This is a genomic window from Mesorhizobium sp. M0923 (assembly GCF_040319365.1).
Lineage (GTDB): Bacteria > Pseudomonadota > Alphaproteobacteria > Rhizobiales > Rhizobiaceae > Mesorhizobium.
Genome location: NZ_JAMYNW010000001.1, coordinates 169,099 through 190,618, shown reverse-complemented (window position 1 = coordinate 190,618; position 21,520 = coordinate 169,099). Strand labels below are relative to the sequence as shown.

The 21,520-nt window shown below is 64.1% G+C and carries 21 protein-coding genes; 10 read left to right on the top strand and 11 right to left on the bottom strand.

Annotation, left to right across the window (positions count from 1 at the left end; translation table 11 throughout):
* Positions 1-269: 269 nt before the first annotated feature.
* From NKH89_RS00885 to NKH89_RS00870, 4 genes are all read left to right on the top strand, one after another.
* The gene (locus NKH89_RS00885) at positions 270-1,256 is read left to right on the top strand and encodes a methyltransferase (RefSeq protein ID WP_352484221.1); all 987 of its coding nucleotides are present in this window, start codon (positions 270-272) and stop codon (positions 1,254-1,256) included.
* 193 nt (positions 1,257-1,449) lie between these two features.
* Positions 1,450-2,160, top strand: a complete 711-nt coding sequence (locus tag NKH89_RS00880; protein WP_352495986.1) for a fumarylacetoacetate hydrolase family protein — start codon at positions 1,450-1,452, stop codon at positions 2,158-2,160.
* A 4-nt stretch (positions 2,161-2,164) separates the two neighbouring features.
* The gene (gene maiA, locus NKH89_RS00875) at positions 2,165-2,815 is read left to right on the top strand and encodes a maleylacetoacetate isomerase (RefSeq protein WP_352908317.1); all 651 of its coding nucleotides are present in this window, start codon (positions 2,165-2,167) and stop codon (positions 2,813-2,815) included.
* Between the two features lie 34 nt (positions 2,816-2,849).
* The gene (locus NKH89_RS00870) at positions 2,850-3,890 is read left to right on the top strand and encodes a zinc-dependent alcohol dehydrogenase family protein (protein ID WP_023720018.1); all 1,041 of its coding nucleotides are present in this window, start codon (positions 2,850-2,852) and stop codon (positions 3,888-3,890) included.
* 20 nt (positions 3,891-3,910) lie between these two features.
* Here the strand turns inward: NKH89_RS00870 and NKH89_RS00865 are convergent, their stop codons facing one another.
* Positions 3,911-4,804, bottom strand: a complete 894-nt coding sequence (locus tag NKH89_RS00865) for a LysR family transcriptional regulator (protein ID WP_352495984.1) — start codon at positions 4,802-4,804, stop codon at positions 3,911-3,913.
* 193 nt (positions 4,805-4,997) lie between these two features.
* On the opposite strand from NKH89_RS00865, the gene NKH89_RS00860 reads away from it, so the two are divergent.
* A complete protein-coding gene (locus NKH89_RS00860; RefSeq protein WP_352908411.1) occupies positions 4,998-6,413 on the top strand; it encodes an MFS transporter in 1,416 nt (471 codons plus the stop codon).
* Here NKH89_RS00860 and NKH89_RS00855 read toward each other — a convergent pair.
* Both NKH89_RS00855 and NKH89_RS00850 read right to left on the bottom strand, forming a co-directional pair.
* Positions 6,382-7,239 (bottom strand): alpha/beta fold hydrolase, encoded by an 858-nt coding sequence (locus NKH89_RS00855; protein WP_023720016.1) that lies wholly within the window; start codon positions 7,237-7,239, stop codon positions 6,382-6,384. The two genes, NKH89_RS00860 and NKH89_RS00855, sit on opposite strands and share 32 nt — an antisense overlap.
* Positions 7,240-7,420: 181 nt before the next feature.
* A complete protein-coding gene (locus tag NKH89_RS00850; RefSeq protein ID WP_352484217.1) occupies positions 7,421-8,329 on the bottom strand; it encodes a DMT family transporter in 909 nt (302 codons plus the stop codon).
* Between the two features lie 104 nt (positions 8,330-8,433).
* Between NKH89_RS00850 and NKH89_RS00845 the strand changes: the two genes are divergently transcribed.
* Positions 8,434-9,837 (top strand): aminotransferase-like domain-containing protein, encoded by a 1,404-nt coding sequence (locus NKH89_RS00845; protein ID WP_352908316.1) that lies wholly within the window; start codon positions 8,434-8,436, stop codon positions 9,835-9,837.
* A 245-nt stretch (positions 9,838-10,082) separates the two neighbouring features.
* On the opposite strand, the gene NKH89_RS00840 is transcribed toward NKH89_RS00845, so the two are convergent.
* The 3 genes from NKH89_RS00840 to NKH89_RS00830 all read right to left on the bottom strand — a co-directional run bounded on the left by NKH89_RS00840 (position 10,083) and on the right by NKH89_RS00830 (position 12,536).
* The gene (locus tag NKH89_RS00840) at positions 10,083-10,580 is read right to left on the bottom strand and encodes a MaoC family dehydratase (protein ID WP_023720013.1); all 498 of its coding nucleotides are present in this window, start codon (positions 10,578-10,580) and stop codon (positions 10,083-10,085) included.
* Between the two features lie 138 nt (positions 10,581-10,718).
* Complete coding sequence (locus NKH89_RS00835; protein WP_023720012.1) at positions 10,719-11,147, bottom strand: phasin family protein; 429 nt, start codon at positions 11,145-11,147, stop codon at positions 10,719-10,721.
* A gap of 84 nt (positions 11,148-11,231) precedes the next feature.
* Complete coding sequence (locus NKH89_RS00830; protein WP_023720011.1) at positions 11,232-12,536, bottom strand: DUF445 domain-containing protein; 1,305 nt, start codon at positions 12,534-12,536, stop codon at positions 11,232-11,234.
* 191 nt (positions 12,537-12,727) lie between these two features.
* Between NKH89_RS00830 and rirA the strand changes: the two genes are divergently transcribed.
* Positions 12,728-13,189 carry an iron-responsive transcriptional regulator RirA gene (rirA, locus tag NKH89_RS00825; protein WP_023720010.1) on the top strand — a complete coding sequence of 154 codons (462 nt, stop codon included), beginning with the start codon at positions 12,728-12,730 and terminating at the stop codon, positions 13,187-13,189.
* A 13-nt stretch (positions 13,190-13,202) separates the two neighbouring features.
* On the opposite strand, the gene NKH89_RS00820 is transcribed toward rirA, so the two are convergent.
* From NKH89_RS00820 to hemP, 5 genes are read right to left on the bottom strand one after another with little or no spacing between them, the layout of a single operon-like run.
* Complete coding sequence (locus NKH89_RS00820) at positions 13,203-13,991, bottom strand: heme ABC transporter ATP-binding protein (protein ID WP_023720009.1); 789 nt, start codon at positions 13,989-13,991, stop codon at positions 13,203-13,205.
* Positions 13,992-14,001: 10 nt separating this feature from the next.
* Positions 14,002-15,105 (bottom strand): FecCD family ABC transporter permease, encoded by a 1,104-nt coding sequence (locus NKH89_RS00815; RefSeq protein ID WP_352484214.1) that lies wholly within the window; start codon positions 15,103-15,105, stop codon positions 14,002-14,004.
* 5 nt (positions 15,106-15,110) lie between these two features.
* A complete protein-coding gene (locus tag NKH89_RS00810) occupies positions 15,111-16,013 on the bottom strand; it encodes a heme/hemin ABC transporter substrate-binding protein (RefSeq protein ID WP_352590216.1) in 903 nt (300 codons plus the stop codon).
* Positions 16,014-16,023: 10 nt separating this feature from the next.
* Positions 16,024-17,085 carry a hemin-degrading factor gene (locus NKH89_RS00805; RefSeq protein WP_352844303.1) on the bottom strand — a complete coding sequence of 354 codons (1,062 nt, stop codon included), beginning with the start codon at positions 17,083-17,085 and terminating at the stop codon, positions 16,024-16,026.
* Between the two features lie 9 nt (positions 17,086-17,094).
* Complete coding sequence (gene hemP / locus NKH89_RS00800; protein WP_023720005.1) at positions 17,095-17,301, bottom strand: hemin uptake protein HemP; 207 nt, start codon at positions 17,299-17,301, stop codon at positions 17,095-17,097.
* 201 nt (positions 17,302-17,502) lie between these two features.
* Here hemP and NKH89_RS00795 point away from each other — a divergent pair, with 201 nt between their 5' ends.
* From NKH89_RS00795 to NKH89_RS00785, 3 genes are read left to right on the top strand one after another with little or no spacing between them, the layout of a single operon-like run.
* Positions 17,503-19,716 carry a TonB-dependent hemoglobin/transferrin/lactoferrin family receptor gene (locus NKH89_RS00795; RefSeq protein ID WP_502896859.1) on the top strand — a complete coding sequence of 738 codons (2,214 nt, stop codon included), beginning with the start codon at positions 17,503-17,505 and terminating at the stop codon, positions 19,714-19,716.
* 2 nt (positions 19,717-19,718) lie between these two features.
* Complete coding sequence (locus NKH89_RS00790; protein ID WP_352495977.1) at positions 19,719-20,132, top strand: hypothetical protein; 414 nt, start codon at positions 19,719-19,721, stop codon at positions 20,130-20,132.
* Between the two features lie 36 nt (positions 20,133-20,168).
* Positions 20,169-21,458: an energy transducer TonB family protein gene (locus NKH89_RS00785; protein ID WP_352908314.1), complete on the top strand. Its 1,290-nt coding sequence runs from the start codon at positions 20,169-20,171 to the stop codon at positions 21,456-21,458.
* Positions 21,459-21,520: the final 62 nt, after the last annotated feature.

The following is a 21,520-nucleotide window of genomic DNA, read 5'->3' as shown; positions in this document are numbered from 1 at the left end:
TTCATGTCGCTCATCAAATTATCCGCCGCGACTTTAACGCCGGCCAGTGCCGAGGCCACGAAGCTTCCGGCGAGCGCCGCCTCGATCTCCTTCGAACGGAAGAGGCCATTGTCGCCGGCGCCGGTGGAAGGCCTTGTGTTTCTCCTTCGATAAAGAGAGGGTCTGTCACCAAACTGGTGGACGGACATGCCGAACGGAAGTGTCACATATGCGGTGTAACCAGCAAGTTGAGCTCAAAGTCGGTTCTGGATCGCGGAAGGGAATGTGGCATGGTGGATTCTGATCGGATCGACAACCTGATCGCAGCGGTGCCCCCCGCCTTGGCGCTTCGCGCCGGGCTGGACCTCGGCATCTTCACCCGGCTCGGCGGCAGCGCGGTGACTGCCGACAGCCTTGGGGCCGCGCTCAAAGTCGAGCCCGATCGTCTGTCGCGGCTCCTCTACGCGCTCGCCAGCATCGGTCTCCTCGAAGTCAAGGATGGTCAATTTCGCAATGGAGCCGAAGCGTCGGCCTTCCTCGACGCGTCCAAACCGACCTACCGCGGCGGCGATCATGCGCTCCTGCGCGAGCTCTGGGGAGCCGACCTGCTGACCGCAGAGTCGCTGCGACAGAACCGGCCGGCTGCGCTGCACGACTTTTCCGAAGCGGGGCCCGAGGCCGCGGCGGCCTTCAGCCGCCTGCTCGCACCGGGCGGGGTGATTTTCGGCCGACATCTGGCCCGGGAGATGGACCTCTCTGCGATCGGTTCGGTGATCGACATCGGCGGGGGCTCCGGGACCATTCTCGTCGGACTTCGCGAGCGGCGGCCGCAGATTGCGGCGACGCTGATGGAACTCCCAACGGTGGCAGCGGTCGCGCCAGATATCCTGTCAGAATACGGTGCCGACGACGTGGTTGTCGAAGAGGGGGACATAACTGTCGCACCATCGATCGGTCGGCACGACCTGGCGATCCTGAAGGCCGTCGTCCAGGTCCTTCCGCCGGACCAGGCGCGCAGTTCGATCCTGAACGCGGCGCGTTGCCTCACACCCGGAGGCGAGATCGCAATTGCGGGGTGGGGTGTCGTCGATGACGACCGCCTCGGCCCGCCTGAGGGTGTCTTTCTGAATCTCACCTTCTTGAACCTCTATCGCCACGGCGAATCGTACACTGAAGGTCAGTATCGCGCATGGATGACCGAGGCTGGATTCCGGGATATCTCCAGGTCGCGCCTGACGGACGGCTCCACGTTGTTTCGTGCGCGCCTCACGGGCTGATCGTGGCTGAGTGGTTGGTTTCGGACGCAAGGCTCTCCGAGCCCGCCCGCCAGGGCACGGACGAGGACACGAGCGACTAAATTCAGGCCGCGCCGCGCGGCGGGGCGTAGCTCTTCTGAAATGCAATGCCTTGCCCGGTGATCCAAATCGGCCGAATGTGCCGGCGACAGATTCACTGAAGCAGAGACAGTGCATGACAGACTTCGCCCTCCCCCTGCCCGCAACCCCGTCGGTGGCCGTCGCCGGCTCGCCGCGGCGTTTTGCGGTGCGTCGCATCTTCTGCGTCGGCCGCAACTACGCCGCCCATGCCCGCGAGCTCGGCAATGATGAGCGCGACCCGCCCTTCTTCTTCACCAAGCCAGGCGACGCAGTGGTCGATGCGGCGGTCGGTTCGGGCACGATCATCCCCTACCCGCCGCTGACCCAAAACCTGCATCACGAAATCGAGCTAGTCGTCGCGATCGGCGGAGCCGGCTTCCGCATCCGGCGCGAGCGGGCGCTGAACCATGTCTGGGGCTACGGCGTCGGTGTCGACCTGACCCGCCGCGACCTTCAGGACGAGGCGAAGAAGGCGGCACGACCGTGGGACTGGTCGAAAGCCTTCGACCGTTCGGCGCCCTGCGGCCCGCTGGTTCCGGCACAAACATCCGGCCATCCCGAAAAGGGCCGTATCTGGCTCGCCGTCAACGGCAAGATCAGGCAGGACGGCGACCTCGCCGAACTGATCTGGCCGGTTCCCGACATCGTCTCGATTTGCAGCGAGGCGGTAGAACTTAAGCCCGGCGACCTGATCTTCACCGGCACGCCGGCCGGCGTCGGCGCGGTCGGGCCGGGCGAAAAGATCACCGGCGGCGTCGACGGCATCGGCGAAATCGAGCTGACCATCGGCCAACCGGGCCCGTGATCCGATGAGCGACATCGTCCTTCACAATTACTACCGCTCCTCGACGTCTTACCGGGTGCGGATCGCGCTGGAGATGAAGGGCCTCGCCTACGAATACGTGCCGCATCATCTGCGCCACGGCGAGCATCTCGAACCCGCCTATCTCGCGGTCAATCCGCAAGGTCTGGTGCCGGCTCTGATCCTGGGCGACGGCACGCTGCTGACGCAATCACTGGCGATCATCGAATATCTCGACGAGACCACGCCCGAGCCGCCATTGCTGCCCAAGGATGCGCCTGGCCGCGCCCGCGTCAGGATGCTGGCGCAGATGATCGCCTGCGACATCCATCCGGTGAACAATCTGCGCGTGCTGACCTCGTTGCGCACGCTGTTCGGCGCCGGCGACCAGGACGTCGCCAACTGGTTCCGGCATTGGGTGAACGAAGGTTTCCAGCCGCTTGAAAAGATTCTGGCTTCCTCGCCCGAGACAAAGACCTTTTGCCATGGCGACACGCCGGGGCTAGCCGATATCTACCTGGTCGCACAGGTCACCAGCAATGCCCGTTTCGGCGTCGATATGACGCCCTACCCGACGATCGCGCGCATCAACGCCGCCTGCATGGCGCTGCCGGCGTTCCAGAAGGCGGCGCCGGAGAACCAGATCGATGCCGAGTAGACCGCAAATTGCATGAAGTGATGAGGAACTGCCGATGAAAGCCGTCGTCTTCGAAAAATTCGGCGAGGCGCCGACGATCCAGACCGTGCCGGATCCGACGCCTTCGCCGGAAGGCGTCGTCATCAAGGTCGAGGCGACTGGCCTTTGCCGCAGCGATTGGCATGGCTGGATGGGCCACGACGACGGCATCCGCCTGCCGCATGTGCCGGGCCACGAGCTGGCAGGCGTCGTGGTCTCCACAGGCAGCCAGGTGACCCGCTGGAAGACCGGCGAGCGCGTCACCGTGCCGTTCGCCGTCGGCTGCGGCCGCTGCTCCGAATGCACCTCGGGCAACCACCAGGTCTGCGAGCACCAGTTCCAGCCCGGCTTCACCGCTTGGGGCTCGTTCGCCGAATATGTCGCCATCGACCACGCCGACACCAATCTCGTGCGCTTGCCCGACGAGATGGAATTCGCCACCGCCGCCAGCCTCGGCTGCCGCTTCGTCACCTCGTTCCGCGCCATCGTCGACCAGGGCCGGGTGACGCCCGGCGAATGGGTGGCCGTGCATGGCTGCGGCGGCGTCGGCCTGTCGGCGATCATGATCGCCAGCGCCATGGGCGCCAATGTCGTTGCCATCGACCTGACCGACGAGAAGCTGGACTTCGCCAAAACGATCGGCGCGGTGGCGACGATCAACGCGGCAAAGACGCCGAACGTGGTCAAGGCAGTCAAGCAGATCACCAATGGCGGCGCGCATATGTCGATGGACGCGCTCGGCCATCCGACGACGTCGTTCAACTCGATCGCGAACCTGCGCCGGCGCGGCCGCCATGTGCAGGTCGGCCTGATGCTCGGCGAGCATGCCAGGCCGCAGATACCGATGGACAAGGTGATCGCCTTCGAGCTCGAGATCCGCGGCAGCCACGGCATGCAGGCTTTCCGCTATCAGGCGATGATGGAGATGATCCGCACCGGCAAGCTTAAGCCCGAACTGCTGGTCGGCAAGAAGATCAGCCTCGAGGAAGCGCCGGCCGCATTGATGGCTATGGGCGGCTTCGAAGGCATCGGCATCGGCGTGGTGACCCGATTCTAGATCAGCGACCCGACTCTGGATTAGCGGAGAAAGGCGCAGACTTCCCGCACGCAGGCGCGTAACCAGCGTTGCGCCGGATCGGCGTCGAGCCGCGGATGCCAGAGCATCGAGATCGTGACCTCGGCAACGTCGACCGGCAACGGAAAGCTGAACATGCCCGTGCGCGCGCCTAGCGTGTGCCGCTCGGGGACGCTGGCGATCAAATCGGAGGCGCGCGCCATGGCGAGCGTGGCCGAGAAGCTGGAAACCATGCACACAATCGTCCGCTGGAGACCCAGCAGTTTCAAGGCCTCGTCGATCGGGCCTTTTTCGCGACCACGCCGCGAAACGCTGATGTGGCGGCCGGCCGCATAGCGGGCCGGCGTCACCGGACCCTCGCTCAGCTCATGGCCCATTCGCACCGCACCGATGAAGCGGTCGCGAAACAGCGCCTGAATACGCATTTCAGGGCTCGTTTCACCGGCAACCCCGATTTCGAGATCAATCCCTGCGTCGCGCAGCGACATGTCGTTCTTGTCGGATTTCGGCGCAAAACGCAGCTGCACGCCAGACGCATCCGCTTCGATACGGGCGACGAGACGCGGCGCGAACTCCTCGACGAAGCTTTCATTGGCGCGCAGCGTAAAAACGCTGTCGAGGCATGAGAGGTCGAGCAAGGTGGCCGGGCGCAGGAGCGCTTCAGCTTCCTGCACGACGCGGCCTGCCTGCTGCTGCAATTCCTGCGCGCGCGGTGTCGCAACCAGGCCACGGCCGGCCCGGACCAGCAATGGATCGCCTGTCGCTTGGCGCAGCCGCGCCAGCGTCCGGCTCATCGCCGACGGACTGAGGTGCAGCCGCGCGGCAGCACGGGCGACGCTGCCCTCGCTCAGCAGCACATCGAGAGCGACAAGCAGATTGAGATCGGGTGACGACATGGAAGGACCATAACACAGCTCAGCGGTGACGTGGCGTTTCATGCACGAATAAGATGCAAATACTGCGCCTTCCGCCACATCAAGCAGAGGAATAGCTTCCGACAGCTCCGATTTTGGGGGCTTGCCGGCAGAGGAGTTCACCGTGGCATCGACCGCTGAAAAGACTTGGTCTGAAAAGGCCGGGGCTGAAAAGATCGGGAATGAAACGGCCCCGGTGAGCGTCCGCTCGGCCCGATGGGCGTTGGCCAGCCTGTCGCTTTCAACGCTGCTGTCGTCGCTCGCCACCAGCATCGCCAGCGTCGGGCTGCCATCGCTGATGCAGGCATTCGGCGCATCGTTCCAGCTCGTGCAATGGGTCGTTCTTGCCTATCTGCTCGCCATCACCACCTTGATCGTCAGCGCCGGGCGACTCGCCGATATATTCGGCCGCCGCCCGCTATTGCTCGGCGGCATTGGCCTGTTCACCTTCGCATCGGTGCTTTGCGGGCTCGCGCCGACGCTCTGGTTGCTGATTGCCGCAAGGGCGGCACAGGGGCTCGGCGCGGCCGTCATGATGGCTCTGACGCTGGCCTTGATCGCCGACACGGTCCCCCGGGAAAAAACCGGCAGCGCCATGGGCCTGCTCGGCGCCATGTCCGCGATCGGCACCACGCTTGGCCCCTCGCTTGGCGGACTGCTGATCGCCGGCCTCGGCTGGCGAGCGATCTTCCTCATCAATCTGCCGTTGGGGGCGCTGGCCTTCGCGCTCGCCTATCGCGTCCTGCCGGCTGGAAAAAAGTCAGCGGAACGAGATCGGCGCGATTTCGACGGCATCGGCACGGCCTTGCTCGCGCTGACGCTAGCCGCCTATGCGCTCGCCATGACCCTTGGGCGCGGCAGTTTTGGTTCTCTCAATGTCGGCTTGCTGGTTGCCGCCGCCGTGGGTGGCCTGCTGTTCGTCATTGCGCAGACAAGGGTCGAGAACCCTTTGATCCAGCCTGCCAGGTTCCGCGACCAGGCGTTGAACGCAAGCCTCGCCATGAGCCTGGTCGTCGCCACCGTGATGATGGCGACGCTGGTGGTCGCGCCATTCTATCTGTCGCGCGCGCTTGGGCTGGACGCAGCCATGGTCGGGCTGGTTCTGTCGGCCGGCCCTCTGGTTACGGCCTTGGCGGCGCTGCCGGCCGGACGCCTGGTCGATCGTTTCGGGGCGCACCGGATGATGATCGTCGGCCTGCTCGATCTCGCCATTGGTATCTTCATTCTGTCGCAGGCGGAATTCGGTATTGCCGGCTATGTCGTGCCAATCATCATCGTCTGCACCGGCTACAGCCTGTTTCAGACCGCCAACAATTCAGCCGTGATGACCGGCGTCGCGTCCGACCAGCGCGGCGTCGTCTCCGGCCTGCTCAATCTGTCGCGCAATCTCGGCCTGATCACCGGTGCGTCGGTGATGGGCGCGGTGTTTGCCTTCGCATCGGCTGGCGGAGGCGAAGGCACCGGTCGGCAGGTATTGGCATCTGCGGCAGCCGCACGCGGCATGCAGGTCACTTTCCAGGTCGCGACGGCCCTGGTGGTGGCGGCTTTGATCATTGCGATTATTTCTGGTCGCCGCGGCCAGCGCGCTTAGCTGAGCCGCCAGCGACGAACTCCAGCATCAGTTCAGCAGCCCTGAGCGCATGCGTCTCCAGAAGGAAATGGCCTGCGTCGAAGACGTGGGCCTCCATCCGGGGAAGATCCATAAGCCACGATTGAACCTCTGCAATGTCGAAGAAGGCATCGTGGCGACCCCAAAGAAGCATCGCTCGGGGTTGACGCTTCGCCAGATAATCAGCCACCGCCGCGAACCGGTCGACATATCGGCCGTAGTCGGCAATGAGCGCCTTCTGCAGATCAAGTCGTCCCGGCAGGCACATGACCCGCCAGTCTTCAATCCAACCACCTGGATCGATCTGCGCCGCGATCTCGGCTGGCAGGCCGGCGACGTACTGGTCGCGGGTTCCCTCGAGGGTGAGATGGGCGGTGGCGGCCTGCTCATTCGCCGCATTCGGCTCAGCCCAGAAGTCCAATGTGTCTGCCCATTGCGAACCAAAGCCGGAGCGGTGGGCATTGGCATTCTGGACGACAAGGCCTTCGACGAGTTCCGGGGCGCGCATGGCGAGATGAAGCGCTACCGGGGCTCCGAAATCATGCAAATAGAGAAACCTGCGGCCAACGTTGAGACGCGAGAGCAGCTCTTCAATCGCGCTGGCCAGCATGTCGAACGACGGCTCGGGCGGCAGATCGGATGCGCCGAAGCCCGGCAGGTCCGGCGCCACGACATAGACGCTGCCGGAGAGCGGCGCGATCACGTCGCGAAACGTCCGCGACGAGCTAGGAAAGCCGTGCAGCAGCACGAGCGCGGGTTCGGAAGCATCACCAGCCGTCCGGACGGCCACCTCGCCACCCGAGGACAAGCGTATCTTCTGGATCCCAGGCACCAAAATTGCCCCTTTTTCTCCACGCCGCGCAAGGCCCACTTCGCGCCTTGCGCCACGCTGGCCGATTCGGCGCCTCGGAGACGCCGTTCCGCCAGTTCGGCAGCTCTTGGTATCAACTGGACGCGATTGTATCGAGTTCAAGACTGCGCCGGCGCACCTATCTCGCATATCTCTTGGCGCCGACGACGCAAAGCACGACGGCGGCGGTGACGGCGATCATGGCGGGACTGACCTGCTCATGCAGCAGCGCTGCCGCCAGCCCAAGGCCGAAGAAAGGCTGCAGCAGTTGCAGCTGCCCGACCGCGGCGATGCCGCCTTGCGCCAGGCCGCGATACCAGAACACGAAACCGATCAGCATGCTGAACAGCGACACATACGCCAAACCTATCCACGCGCCCCTGCCGGCACTTTCGAGCGACGGCGGCATGGTGATGAACGTCAGCGCCAGCATGACCGGCAGCGACAGCACCAGCGCCCACGAGATCACCTGCCAGCCGCCGAGCTTGCGCGACAGCGCCGCTCCTTCGGCATAGCCCAATCCGCACACGATGATGGCGGCCAGCATCAAGATGTCGCCGAGCGGCGAGACCGAGAGGCCATGCGTCACTGCAAAACCGGCAACAAGGGCGCTGCCGAGACACGAGAACAGCCAGAACGCCGGTTTCGGGCGATCACCGCCTCGAACCACGCCGAAGATCGCGGTCGCCAACGGCAACAGGCCGACGAAAATGATCGAGTGAGCCGAATTGATGTGCTTGAGCGCCAGCGCTGTCAGCAGGGGAAAGCCGACCACGACGCCAAGCGCGACGATCGCCAGCGAGAACAGATCTTGCCGCTCCGGTCGCTTCTGGCGAAAAACGAGCAGCAGCGCGAGGCCGAGAATGCCCGCCGAAGCCGCACGGGCGACCGTCACGAACACCGGATCGAAATCCATCACCGCCACGCGCGTCGCCGGAAGCGAACCGCTGAAGATCAGCACGCCTATGAACCCGTTGACCCAGCCGCTCGCCGCCCAGCTACTCGCCGCCCAACCACTCGCCGCCCAGCCACTTGCCACCTTGTCCATCGATGCCCCGCTCGTTTCGCCCTCTATCGGGCCGGGCGTATGGCTCCGCCAGAGACAATGAGGTACAGTTCGACAAAACCGTCATGGTAGGCTGAGCAGTACGGATGGACGAGCAGACGACAACAGATGAGGGCAGCCGGACGCTTGTCGAAACCGTCATGGCGACGATCAGGCACAGGATCGCCGCGCGCAGCCTGACACCGGGAATGCGGCTGCCTTCGATCCGGGCTTTCGCCAAGGCCATGCAGGTTTCCAAATCCACCGTGGTCGAAGCCTATGAGCGTCTTGCGGCGGAAGGCATGATCCGCTCGCGGCCGGGCTCGGGTTTCTATGCCGCCGGATCGCTGGCTCCGCTGTCACTGGCCGAGATCGGCCCCAGGCTTGACCGTGCTGTCGACCCGCTGTGGGTCTCGCGCCAATCGCTGGAAGCTGGCGACAATGTGCTCAAACCCGGTTGCGGCTGGTTGCCGGCCGCATGGATGCCCGAGGCCGGATTGCGCCGCGCACTGCGGACCATGGCCCGCGCCGACGATGCCGCGCTGACCGATTACGGCACGCCGCTCGGCTTGCCGGCGCTGCGCCATCTGCTGGCGCGGCGCATGGCCGAGCACGGTATCGAAGCCTCCCCGGACCAGATCATGCTGACGGAATCGGGCACCCAGGCGATCGACCTGCTGTGTAGGTTTCTGCTCGAACCGGGTGACACCGTGTTGGTCGACGATCCCTGCTATTTCAACTTCCATGCCCTGTTGCGCGCCCATCGGGCCAAGGTGATCAGCGTTCCCTACACACGCTCGGGGCCGGACATCGAGCTGTTCGCGCAAGCGCTGAACGAGCACCGGCCGCGCCTCTACATCACCAATTCCGCGCTCCACAATCCGACCGGCGCGATATTGTCGCCCGTCGTTGCCCATCGGCTGCTGAAGCTCGCCGATCAGTCGGGGCTGACCATCATCGAGGACGATATCTTCGCCGATTTTGAACATACGCCCGCGCCCCGGCTGGCGGCCTTCGACGGCCTCAGCCGGGTCATCCATATCGGAAGCTTCTCCAAGACGCTTTCGGCATCGGTGCGCTGCGGCTTCATCGCCGCTCCTCGCGACTGGATGGAAGGTTTGACCGATCTCAAGATCGCCACGTCCTTTGGCAGCGGGCGGCTTGCATCCGAACTGGTGCTGACGCTGCTGAAGGACGGCCTCTATCGCAAGCACGTCGATCTGCTGCGCGCGCGGCTCTCGCGCGCCGTGGAAGAAACCAGCGCCCGCCTGAAGGCCATCGGCATCGTGCCATGGATAGATCAGCCGGCCGGCATGTTTTTGTGGTGCAGGCTGCCGGAGGGGATAGATGCCGCGGATGTCGCCCGTCACGCTTTGTCGGCCAACGTCGTGCTTGCGCCCGGCAATGCGTTCAGCCTGTCTCGGTCGGCCAGCCGTTTCATGCGCTTCAACGTCGCCCAGTCCGGAGACGACCGGATTTTCAGGGCGCTTGAACAGGCGATGTCGCGCTGATTTGCACCGCCGCACGCCTGTCTGAGCCCGTGTCCTCGGAGACTGTTTCGAAATTCGCTCTGGCGAGTCATATGGTGGTGGTTTCGAGAACCGGAGCGCAGCGGACATTTAGGTCCGTGAGCACCGGCCTACGCCGGCCGTAGCCTTAACTGCCACGACCGCTGATCGGTGCTTCGGCCGGCGAAGGCCGGAAGCGCAGAAAACGCGATCAGATGGCCGCCAGAGTAGAGTTTCCAAACGGTCTCTCAGGTGCCGGCCCGCTTGCGGCGTGCGTAAAGCATGACGAGCGTCTCGGCGGTCAGCGCCGGCCTCTGCTCGCCTTCGATCTCGACCGTATTGGAAGCCTTCATCAGATATTGCCCCGGGCCTTTGTCTTCCATCGACAACAGCGTGGTGCGCAGCCTGATTCGCGAGCCGACCCTGACTGGCGCCACGAAACGCACTTTGTCGAAACCGTAGTTGAAAGCGGCCTGCGTGTTTTCGGGTACGATGCCCATCTCAAGCGCCAGCGCGCCGATGATCGACAGGGTCAGATAGCCATGCGCGATCGTGGTGCGAAACGGGCTTTGCCGCTTCGCCCGCTCGGGATCGACATGGATCCATTGATGATCGCCCGTGCATTCGGCAAACTGGTCGATGCGGTGCTGATCGACCAGCGTCCAGTCCGAGACGCCTAATTCCTGCCCGGCCATCGCCCTGAGTTGCTCGAAGGTCGGCGGCGTCGTGGGCCGTATCTGCGTCATTCCTGCTTTCCCGATCGCTTGCCTGTTCCGGACCACGACGGGCCGCCCCTGTCAATTCGCCAGTGCGATTCCAGCCCATAATCTTCGGCCGCGAACCGCCAGTCTTCGCCGCCGGCAAGCGTGCTGCTGGGGAACAGCTTATTTCTTGTCGTGGCCGGCGCGGATCTCCTCCATCGCCTCCTTGATGCGGCTGCGCAGGATTTCGATGGATTCGGTGCCGGACGCCCTCGCCAGTTCGGCCATCTCGCCGGCATTCTTCAGCGCGGTCTCGAAGGATCTCCTGGCGAACGCCGCCTGCTTCTGCATCATTTCCTGGGGATTGCCGGGCGCCCTGTAGTTTTGTGCCATGTCGGTGATTTCGCGCAGCGTGTCCTGTAGCATCTCGCGTTGCCTGGACAACAGCGCCGACGCTCCGGCGGCACTCGCCCTGGCCGACTTCTCCAGCGCTTCCAGGTTCTTGGCGTGGTGGGCGAGGATCGCCTCGACATCGACATTCGGCAGCTTCAGGTCGCGGCCGAACTTGCCGAACATGTCGATAAAGGACTCGGAATCCGGTCGTTTTGCCATGCTGGTACTCTCCCCCTGTTGCCGTGAACGCCGCCACTGCACGGAAGATAGTGCAGCGAAGCTCAGCGGTCCATTCGGACGAGGTCAGCCGACGAGAAACAGCCGTTCGGCGGTGTAGAGCACGAGCCCGGCAAGGCCACCGATGATCATGCCGTTGAAGCGGATATATTGCAGGTCCTTGCCGATGTTCATCTCGATCAGCCTTGTCAGTTGCGCGAGGTCCCAGCGCTTGACCTGGTCGGCGATGAATTTGGACACGCCGCTCTTCTGGCTTTCGACGAAGGATGCCAGCGCCACGATGAACCCCTGGTTCATGTCGGCCCTGATCTGCGCGTCGTCGGCAAGATGGCGGCCGACCTCGACGAACATGGTGGCGAGATGGTCGCGGATCATCGAATTCGGCGCCTTGGCGTCCTGCTCGATGAACAGCCGCAGGCTCTCCCACATGTCGCCGGCCAGAGCGCTGAGTTCCGGCCGGGCGAGGAAATCTCGCTTCAGCTTTTCGGCGCGCCTGGCATATTGTTTGGATGTCCTCAGCCGCTCGACGAAAGTCGCGACGAAAAGGTCGAATTCGGCGCGCATTGGATGGTGCGGATCGGCGCGCACTTCATCGAGCAGCGAGCCGGCCGACGCAACGATCTTCTTCAACAGATAGGCGTCGGCGCGAAACAGGTTGAACAGCGACGGCAGTTCCTCGCGGATCTTCTCGCGCATCGTCGCCAGCGCCTGCTCGTCGCTCAAGAAGCGGCCGACCACCTTGGTGAACTCGTCGAATAGTTTCTGGTGGCGGCGATCGTCAGTCAGCGCCGACAGCAACTCGGCGGCGAGCGGCGCCAGCGGCACCTTTTCGATCTGCTCCAGCATACGGCTGGTGACGAAGCCGCGCAGTCCGGATTGCTCGACCGCCGCCAGCGTCTGCGGCACCAGCCGGCCGACAAAACGCGACAGGTCGGCGGCGCGGTTCGGGTCGGCCAGCCAGTCCGCGACCAGCGCGGAAAAATCGACTTCGGCGAGCTTTTCGCGCACCGGCTCCGGCGCCAGGAAATTGACCTCGATGAAGCGGCCGAGATTGTCGGCGATTCGGTTCTGGTTCTCCGGGATGATAGCCGTATGCGGGATCGGCAGGCCGAGTGGCCGCCGAAACAGCGCTACCACCGCATACCAGTCGGCCAGCCCGCCGATCGTCGCCGCCTCGGCGAAAGCGGCAACAAAGCCCAACCACGCATGCCGGCTCTCGAACGATTTCGCCGCCGCAAAGATCAGCACGCAAAACGCAAGTGCTGCGGTGGCAGCGAACTTGGTGCGCCTGAGCGCCGAAAGCTTGGCATCGGCGTCGGTGTCGAACCGGGCGAACGCGACGGATGCAAGAACCGGGGCTGGTCGTGACATGGTGGGCCGCTCCTGATCGATCATGCGAACTTATCTAATGTCGCTTCCCACAGAAAGCGCGCCGCTGATCCCGGTGCGCGCAATCGCGCATGCAAACTTGACGCCTGAATTCATCTATTATGCAGCGCCAGTCTGGAATTGTTCCAAACTATAGGCCATATTGACCCCAACCACTGCTATGTGAGGACACAATGCGGCTTACCCGTCAGACCAACTACGCCATGCGCATTCTGATGTATTGCGCCGCCAATACCGAACGGCTGAGCCGCATCCCCGAGATCGCCGCCGCCTATTCGGTATCGGAACTTTTCCTGTTCAAGATCCTGCAGCCACTGGTCGAAAACGGCTTGATCGAAACGGTGCGCGGCAGGAATGGCGGCGTCAGGCTCGGTCGCGCGGCCGAAACGATCAGCCTGTTCGATGTCGTGCGGGTGACGGAGGAAAGCTTTGCCATGGCCGAGTGCTTCGAGAACGACGCCGCCGAATGCCCGCTGGTCGACAGCTGCGCCTTGAATTCGGCATTGCGCGAAGCGCTCAACGCCTTCTTCGCCGTGCTGTCGCGCTACACGATCGCCGATCTGGTGGCGGCGCGCCCGAATGTGCGACACCTGCTCGGCATCGACATGCTGGTGCAACGGGCGCCGGCCGCCTGATTTTTCTGATTGCCTAAGCTGCCGATTGCGGCAAAACGAACGGCATGTTTCCTGCCGGCAACACGCCGACCTTCAGCCGGCAATCGAAGACCTTTTCGATCAGCTCGTCGCTGAGTACCTGTTGCGGCGAACCTGTAGCGGCGAGCCTGCCGCGATGCATGACGAAAATCCGGTCGGCATACATCGCCGTCAAATTGAGGTCGTGCAGGATGGCGACCACGCCGCCGCCCCGTCTGGCGAAATCACGCGCGATGTCCATGATGATCAGCTGGTGTTTGATGTCGAGGCTGGACACCGGCTCATCGAGGAACAAATAGCGCGGCTTGCCGTCGAGCACCGGCGCCCAGACCTGGCAGAGTACGCGGGCAAGCTGCACGCGCTGCTGCTCGCCGCCGGACAATTCCTGGTAGAAGCGGCCGGCAAAACCGTCGAGGTCGACGCGCGCCAGCGCGCGTTCGGGCAGGCGCTGGTCCTCGCCGGGCAGCGCGCCGGAGCGCCCGCCGACCAGGCCCAGCCTGACGATCTCACGCACAGTGAACGGGAAGGACAGCGTCGTCGCCTGCGGCAGCACCGCGCGCACCGTCGCCGCCTCGACCGGCTTCATCGCCGATAGATTGCGGCCGTTGATGGTGACCTCTCCCGAATAGCCAAGATCGCCGGACAGTGCTCTGAGGAAGGTCGTCTTGCCCGAACCGTTGGGGCCGACAATGGCCGCGATTTCGCCCGGCCGCGCCTCGAAATCGACATTGGCGACAATGCGCTTGCCGCCGATCGCCACCGAGACATCGCGCGCTTCGATCATAGGCAAACTTTCACAGGTCGATGACGCCGCGCTTGCGCAGCAGTATCCACAGGAAGAACGGGGCACCGGCGACCGCGGTGACGATCCCAATCGGCAATTCGGCCGGGGCAACGATGGTGCGGGCAACGGCGTCAGCCAACAGCAGCAGCGCGGCGCCGAGCAGCGCCGATGCCGGCAGCAGGTAACGGTTGTCGGGGCCGATCAGCAGGCGCAGCAAATGCGGCACGACGATGCCGACAAAACCGATGCCGCCGCTGACGGCGACCGACGCGCCGACCGCTGCCGAGACGCCGACGATCGCGGTGTATTTCAGCCGCTGCACCGGAATGCCGAGATGGCCGGCCGTCGCCTCGCCAAGCGCCAGCGCGTTGAGGCCGCGCGCCAGGAACGGCATTGCCGCCAGCGCCAGCACGATGATCGGCCCGACGGAGCCGATTTTTTGCCAGGTTGCGCCGCCCAGCGAGCCGAGCTGCCAAAAGGTCAGGTCGCGCAATTGCCGGTCGTCGGCCATGAAGATCAGGATGCCGGTCAGCGCCATGGCAAGCGCCGCCAGCGCGATGCCGGCGAGCAGCATGGTGGCGACCGAGGTCCGGCCTTGCCGTGTCGCGACCTGATAGAGCAGCAATGTCGTCGCCAGCCCGCCGCAGAACGCAGCCAGCGGCAGAGCCAGCGTGCCGAGCGCCGAGGTCAGCGGCGCCAGCATGGTCGAGCCAAGCACGATGACGGCGACCGCACCGAGGCTCGATCCGGCCGAAACGCCGATCAGGCCGGGGTCGGCCAGCGGATTGCGGAACAAACCCTGCATGACGGCACCGGAGACGGCAAGCGATGCGCCGACCAGTACGCCCAGAATGACGCGCGGCAGACGGATGTCATGGATGATCACATGGTCGCGGGCGCTCAATGCCGCGTCGCCGGGCAACGCGCCGAACAGCCAGTCGTGCATGACGCCGATGGCCGAGGCATCGGATGCGCCGGAGGTCAGTGACAACAGCACGGCGATAGCCAGCCCGACGCAGAGCAGCACGATGACGAGGCGGGCGCGCCGCGAACGGTCACCCTCGGCTGCCGTCGCCATGATGCCCGCCGCATCAGCGATCGAATGATCGGCCATCGCGCTCAATCCGTGACCTGGCCGCCATAGAGCGAGACGGCGAGATCGTGGATAGCGTCGGCCGTGCGCGGGCCGAAGCCGAGCAGATAGCCGCCGTCCATGCGGATCAGCTTGCGGGCGGCACCCGCCGGCGTCGAAGCCACGACAGGGTTCGAAAACAATTCGTCATCCGCGGTGGCCGGTCCGGCATTGTTCATCATCAGGATCACGTCCGGCCTAGCGGTGATGACTGCCTCGTCCGACAATTGCTTGTAGCCGGCAAAGCCGTCGATGGCGTTGATGCCGCCCGCAAGCTTGATGATGCCGTCGGCTGCGGTGTCGCTGCCGGCGGCAAGCAGCTTGCCGCCCTGCATCGACAGCACGAACAGGATGCGCTTGCGCTCCTTGATCGAGGCGGTCTGCTTTTCGGCTGCCTTCAGCTTGGCGTCGATCTGGGCTGCCAGGGCATCGGCCTTGGCCTCGACGCCGAGCGCCTTGCCGACGATGTGGATCTTTTCCAGAATGCCTTGATTATCATAGCGCTCGGGCACCTCGATGAACGGGATGCTCGATTTCTTCAGCACGTCGACGGCTTCCTTCGGTCCGCTTCCGTGCAGGGCCAATATACCCGACGGATTGACCGACAGCACACCCTCCGGCGACAGCTGGCGCATGTAGCCGACATCCGGCAGTTCCGCCGCCGCTTGCGGATAGCGGCTGGTCGAATCGCGCGCGACAAGGCGATCCTGTTCGCCGAGCGCGTAGACGATCTCGGTGATCGAGCCGCCGATGGCCACGATCCTCGAGCGGTCGGCAAAAGTCGCGATGCCTTCGGCGGCCTGAGCCGGCATCAGCACGGCGAACGCCAGGAAAACAGCGGCCGCAGGACCAAGCGCCGACCTGGAGACCAGCCTGGAGAAAAGAGCCATCATCGTTTCCTCAGGCTGCGGTCGGGCTTGGGATACGCGGCAGGTTTTCGGCCAGAAAGCGCCAGTCTTCGCGCTCGCTTTCGCCCTCATGCCGCTTACCGAAGAACTGGATGATCATCTTGCCGTCGGTGCCATAGACTTCGAGCGACGTGACATGGCCGTCCTTGGTCGGCTTACGCACGGCCCAGACCTCATCGATGTGGTCGGTCCGCAGGTGCAGATGGAAGGTCTCGTCGAGCACATTGAGCCATGGTCCCATCGGCTTGATCGAGGCGACGGGGCCGGAATGGATCTGGATGCAGCCGCGATTGCCGACAAAGCACATGATCGGCATGGCGCCAGCGGCGGCGTGGTTGAACATGGCGCTCACCGCATCGTTATCGACCAGCCAGGCATAATCCTGGCCGACCAAGCGCACCGCCTGCCGGCGGCTGAGCTTCAGTGTCTTCAGCATGCCGAAGAACTGATGCACGTCGGTTAGTTGGCTCCAGCGGTCGCGCAGATCCTCGACGCTGGCCGAATTGTCCGCAGTCTCGATCTCGTCGTCAGCCGCGCCCGCTGAAATCGCCACCGTCGGTTCCTGGTTCGGAGATTCCAGCCCGGCCACCAGCTTCTGATAGGCGTAGAGGTTGGATGCGGGCCTGAGATGCACCTTGTGCATCGCCTCGCCTGCGGCGTCGAAGAACTGCAGGCTGCGTCGGATGTCGGCGCCGTCGCGCTTTTCCACCGCAAAGCCGTGCGCCCAGACTTTCGGGAAGATGCGCAGGTCGATGTCTTCGCCGAGCACCATGGCATTGTGATTGCCGGTGACGACCTTGTCGTAGACGCCGATCTTCTCGTGCACCGCGCTTTCGTTGCGGGTCAGCGCCATCACCTCACCGACAGCTTCGAGACCAGTCAAAACGTCGTTGACACGCGGCTCGACCCGCACGACCCCGTCGCCGCAATGCGCGGCGACCAGTTCGGCCTCCGAAATACCGAGTTGGGCGGCGAGGTCGCGCTCGCGCATCTTCGGATTGTCTACCCGTGCCCGTCGGATCTCGTGCGGGGCGGGTTTTACGCGCTGGTCCATTTCCACCACCTACTTGTTGAGGATGAGCTTGCCCTGCCGGGTGATCTTCAGCCGATACAGCGCACCGTGATGTTCGATGCCGATCTCGTGCTCGCCCTGGAACAGCGTGTTGCTGGACAGCGTTCTCACGGCCGATTGGACCCGTTCGAAACGGACGGAATTTTCGTCGGAACGGCGGACGCGATAGCGAAAGTCGCTGGGATTGTGCGTGTTCATGGGTTCGCTCCCTGTTCTGTGCCGGGCATCTGGCTCGGCGCCGGCGTGAAATGCCGATTCAATTCTTGACTCGAATCGTCATGTTATCTAGCAGTGCAATACCGGAGTAAATGAGTCAACATTTAAGACGCCGGACGCGATGAAAAATGCCAGCGAGCCCCAAGCCAGCCAGCATCGAACATGGATTCTTGGAGTTGCAGCATGGGGTTGGCGAATTGGGGACGGCCGGTGGGCAGCGGCCTGGCACACTGTTCTATGACAAGCAAAATGGCCGCGTTGCTGGCCGGCGCGGCGGCGATCCCGCTGCTCGCCGCACCGGCCGGCGCCCAGCCGGCTGCCCAACCGGCAGCCGACCAGCAGCAGACTGACCCGTCTCAACCGCCAGAACAGGCAAAGCCCGCCCCGGCGGGTGCCACGCTGCTCGACAAGATCCTGATCCTCAGCCGCACCGGCGAGACGGCGATCGAGTCGCTTGCTTCAGCCAGCCATGTCGACGAGGAGCAGCTAGAGCGCCGCATGGCGACGACGCCCAACGACATGCTGTTCGGTGTGCCGGGTGTCGCCGTCCAGGCCGACGCAAGGCGTGTCAGCTCCAGCATCAACATCCGCGGCCTGCAGGACTTCGGCCGCGTCTCCGTCATCGTCGACGGTGCCCGCCAGAATTTCCAGCGCTCGGATCACGGCACGCAATCGACCTTCTACATCGATCCCGAATTGATCAAATCCGTCGACGTGATCCGCGGTCCGGTCGCCAATACCTACGGCTCCGGGGCGATCGGCGGCGTCGTCTTTTTCGATACCAAGGATGCTCAGGATTTCCTCAAGCCCGACGAGACCTGGGCGGCATCCGCGACCGGGCGTTACGAAACCAACGGTGAAGGCTGGACCACCAGCGCCACCGGCGCCTACCGGATAAACGAGAACTGGGACGTGCTCGGCAACATCGTCTACCGCGACTATGACGACTACAAGCATGGCGGCGGCGACACTGTAGCGGGCACTGGCTTCGACGTCTTGAGCGGCCTCCTCAAGACGACCATCCGCCCCAGCGAAAACAGCGAGCTGAAGCTCGGTTGGATCGGCTCGAACGACGGATGGACCGAGACCAGCGGCAGCGCGCCGGTGAACGACGCCGACCTGAAGGCGAATACCTTCACGGCCCGCTACAACATCACCGACGAAGACAAGAGCTGGCTCGATCTCCACATCAACGCCTCTTACAACAAGACCAAGCTCGATCTGACGACCCTTGTGGCGCAAAACCGGTTTGATCCGGTCACCGGTCTGCCCGTGGTTTTGCCGGCGGGTTCGAAATCGATGTTCGACATCGGCACCTCCGGCATCGACATCTGGAACACGTCGAGATTCGAGACCGTTGGGATCGCGCATGAGCTGACCTATGGCGGCGACTGGGTTGGCGACGATGTCGAGACAGGCGGCACGGCGGGCGGCGACAGTTTCTACACGCCCTCGGGCGATAGAAACGTCTCCGGCGCATACGTCCAGGACAAGCTCACCTGGGACTGGCTCGAGGTCATCGCCGGGCTGCGTTACGACAGCTACAAGCTAGACAGCGATGTCGGCGAAACCTCTGGCGACCGGCTGTCGCCACGCATCACAGTGGGCATTTCGCCCTTCGCAAGCGCCAGCCTTTCCGGCCTGCAATTCTACGGCACTTACGCAGAAGGCTACCGTTCCCCTTCGCTATCGGAGACCCTGATCAGCGGCAATCATCCGGCAGGCGTCAGCTTCCCGTTCCTCCCCAATCCCAATCTCAAGCCCGAAACCGGCAAGACCGTGGAGTTTGGCGTCAACTACAGCACCAACGGCGTCATCGAGGCCGACGACGCGCTGCGGCTGAAGGCGGCCTATTTCAACAACAATGTCGACGATTACATCGACGGCGTGACGCTATCGGCGTTCGACCCGACCAGCGGCTGCCAGTTCGGTCCGGGCATCCCGATCTGCTTCCAGTATCAGAATTTCGCCAAGGCCAAGATCCACGGCTTCGAGATGGAGGGCGTCTATGACGCAGCCTGGGGCTTTGCCGGGCTTTCGGCGTCGTTCACCGATGGCCACACGATTTCCTATGAAGGCGAGCGGGCGGACCTTGTCACCGTCCCCTCCTCCCAGGTCACCGGGCAACTCGGCTTTCGCTTCCTCGAGGACAGGCTGACTGTCGGCGGCGAGGTGCAATACAACGGCAAGCCGCAGGGCAACGCGGTGGCCAAGGACTATACGCTGGTCAATGCCTTCGCCAGCTACCAGGCGACCGACAATTTCAAGGTCGATTTCCGCGCCGACAATCTGTTCGACGTCAAATACGCCAACCCACTGAACGCGTCGACCACGAGTATCGTCTACGAGCCCGGCGTCACCCTGAAGCTGGCGGCGACCATGCGGTTTGGAGGCTGACGATGAGGCAAGGCGTGACAGCATCCCTTCGTCTGTTGGCCGCGGCGGTGGCTATGTCGCTTGCGGCGGCTCCGGCATGGACACAGCAGCAAGCGCCGGCGCTGATCCTCGAGCTGAACGGCGCGCAGCCATCCGACAAGGGCTGCCGCCTAACCTTCGTGGTCACCAACAATCTCGGCGCCGGTCTTTCCAAGGCGGCGTTCGAGATCGCGTTGTTCAACGAGGCCGGCGTCGTCGACCGGCTGCTGCCTGCAGGCAAGACCAAGGTGACGCGTTTCGACCTTGCCGGCACCGATTGCGGCAAGGTCAGCCGCGTGTTGATCAACAGCGCCACGGAATGCGCCGGCGCCGAGCCGAATGCCTGCATGCGCGGGCTGAAGACGCAGACCAGGACCGGCATCGCCTTCGGGGTCTGAATTTTGGGACCGGAACCCGCATTCGCGCGAAACGCCGTGGCGTGGCCACTAGCCGGTTTCCTGCCGCCGGAGCCGGACGATCCGGACTTCGCCATCCCGCGCGAGGCGCTGCGTGTTTCGCTGCGCGACAGGCCGGAAGACAGTTACATCGCCGATGCCGACGGCGACTTGCCGACGGTGCCTGCGGAGCCATTGCGGCAGGCACGACAGACGCGGCGGCGCCGCAACTGGACGGTGGCGATCGCCTGCTCTTGCGCATTCCACGTAGCCGTGGCGCTGGCCTTTCTCACGCTGCCGGACGATCGGCCAAGCATCGAAGGTGCCGACCAGCAAGGCGAAATGCTGCTCGGCGCCGACCCGCAGCAGGCGGCCGGCGATGTCGGAGACGATCCGGAAGTGGCCAACGTGACGATGGTGACCATGCTGGACGCCAAGCCGGTCGAAACGCTCGAGGCGCAGGCGGCCGCGGCAGAGGAGACGCTCCAGCCGGTCACCGATGCGGCGGAGACATCGGACAAAGAAGTGGTTGAGCCGGTCAACGAGGCCGCCACGGAAATCGCTGTGCCTGCCGATCGCACCGAGCCAGCACCTGCGCAGCCGGCGCGCCAGGACCCATCGCCCGACGTTCTTGCAACCGACAGGCTGGTGCCTGCCGACGACAATGCCGTGCCGCCGCCAGTCAGCGCGGTCGAAACGGCCGAACCTGCCGAGACGAGTGCGCCGGCACCAGCCGACCCGGCGCCGGCCGAAACGGTTCAGACGACCGAGACAGTCGGCGCGGCGGAAGAACCGAAGCCGGACAGGCCGGAGCCCAAGCAGCCGAAGAAGGCAACCGCAAAGAACAAGCCGGTCAAAAAAGCCGAACCGACTGAAACCGAAAAGCCGCCCCTGCGCAAGAAGGCGGGCAAGGCTGCGGCAAAAGCCGACACCAAGAAGAAAGAAGCCGGCTCCGGCGGCCGTGACGAAACGGATGTCGCGCGCGGCATGGCCGACGGCAGGAAGGACGGCAAGATCCTGACCGCCAGCAGAGGCGGCAAATCAGGCATCGGCAATGCAGCCGTCACGAACTATCCCGGCAAGATCAGGTCAAAACTGGTGCGGGCCTTCAATTCGACACGCACGCGCGCCACCGGCACAGCAACCGTTGCCTTTACCGTCGGCTCGAACGGCAGCGTCCGGTCAGCCAGGCTGACGGGCAGTTCGGGTGTTGCCGCGCTGGACAAAGCCGCACTCGACGCAGTCCGCCGGGCTTCTCCGTTTCCTCCTATTCCGGAAGGAGCCGGTCGCTCGGCTTGGCAGTTCGAAGTGCCGCTCGGTATCAGGTAACGATCGTCCTCATGCGGATACCAAAGTCGGCGCCACCCCTGCCCCGCGATGCGCGAACCCTG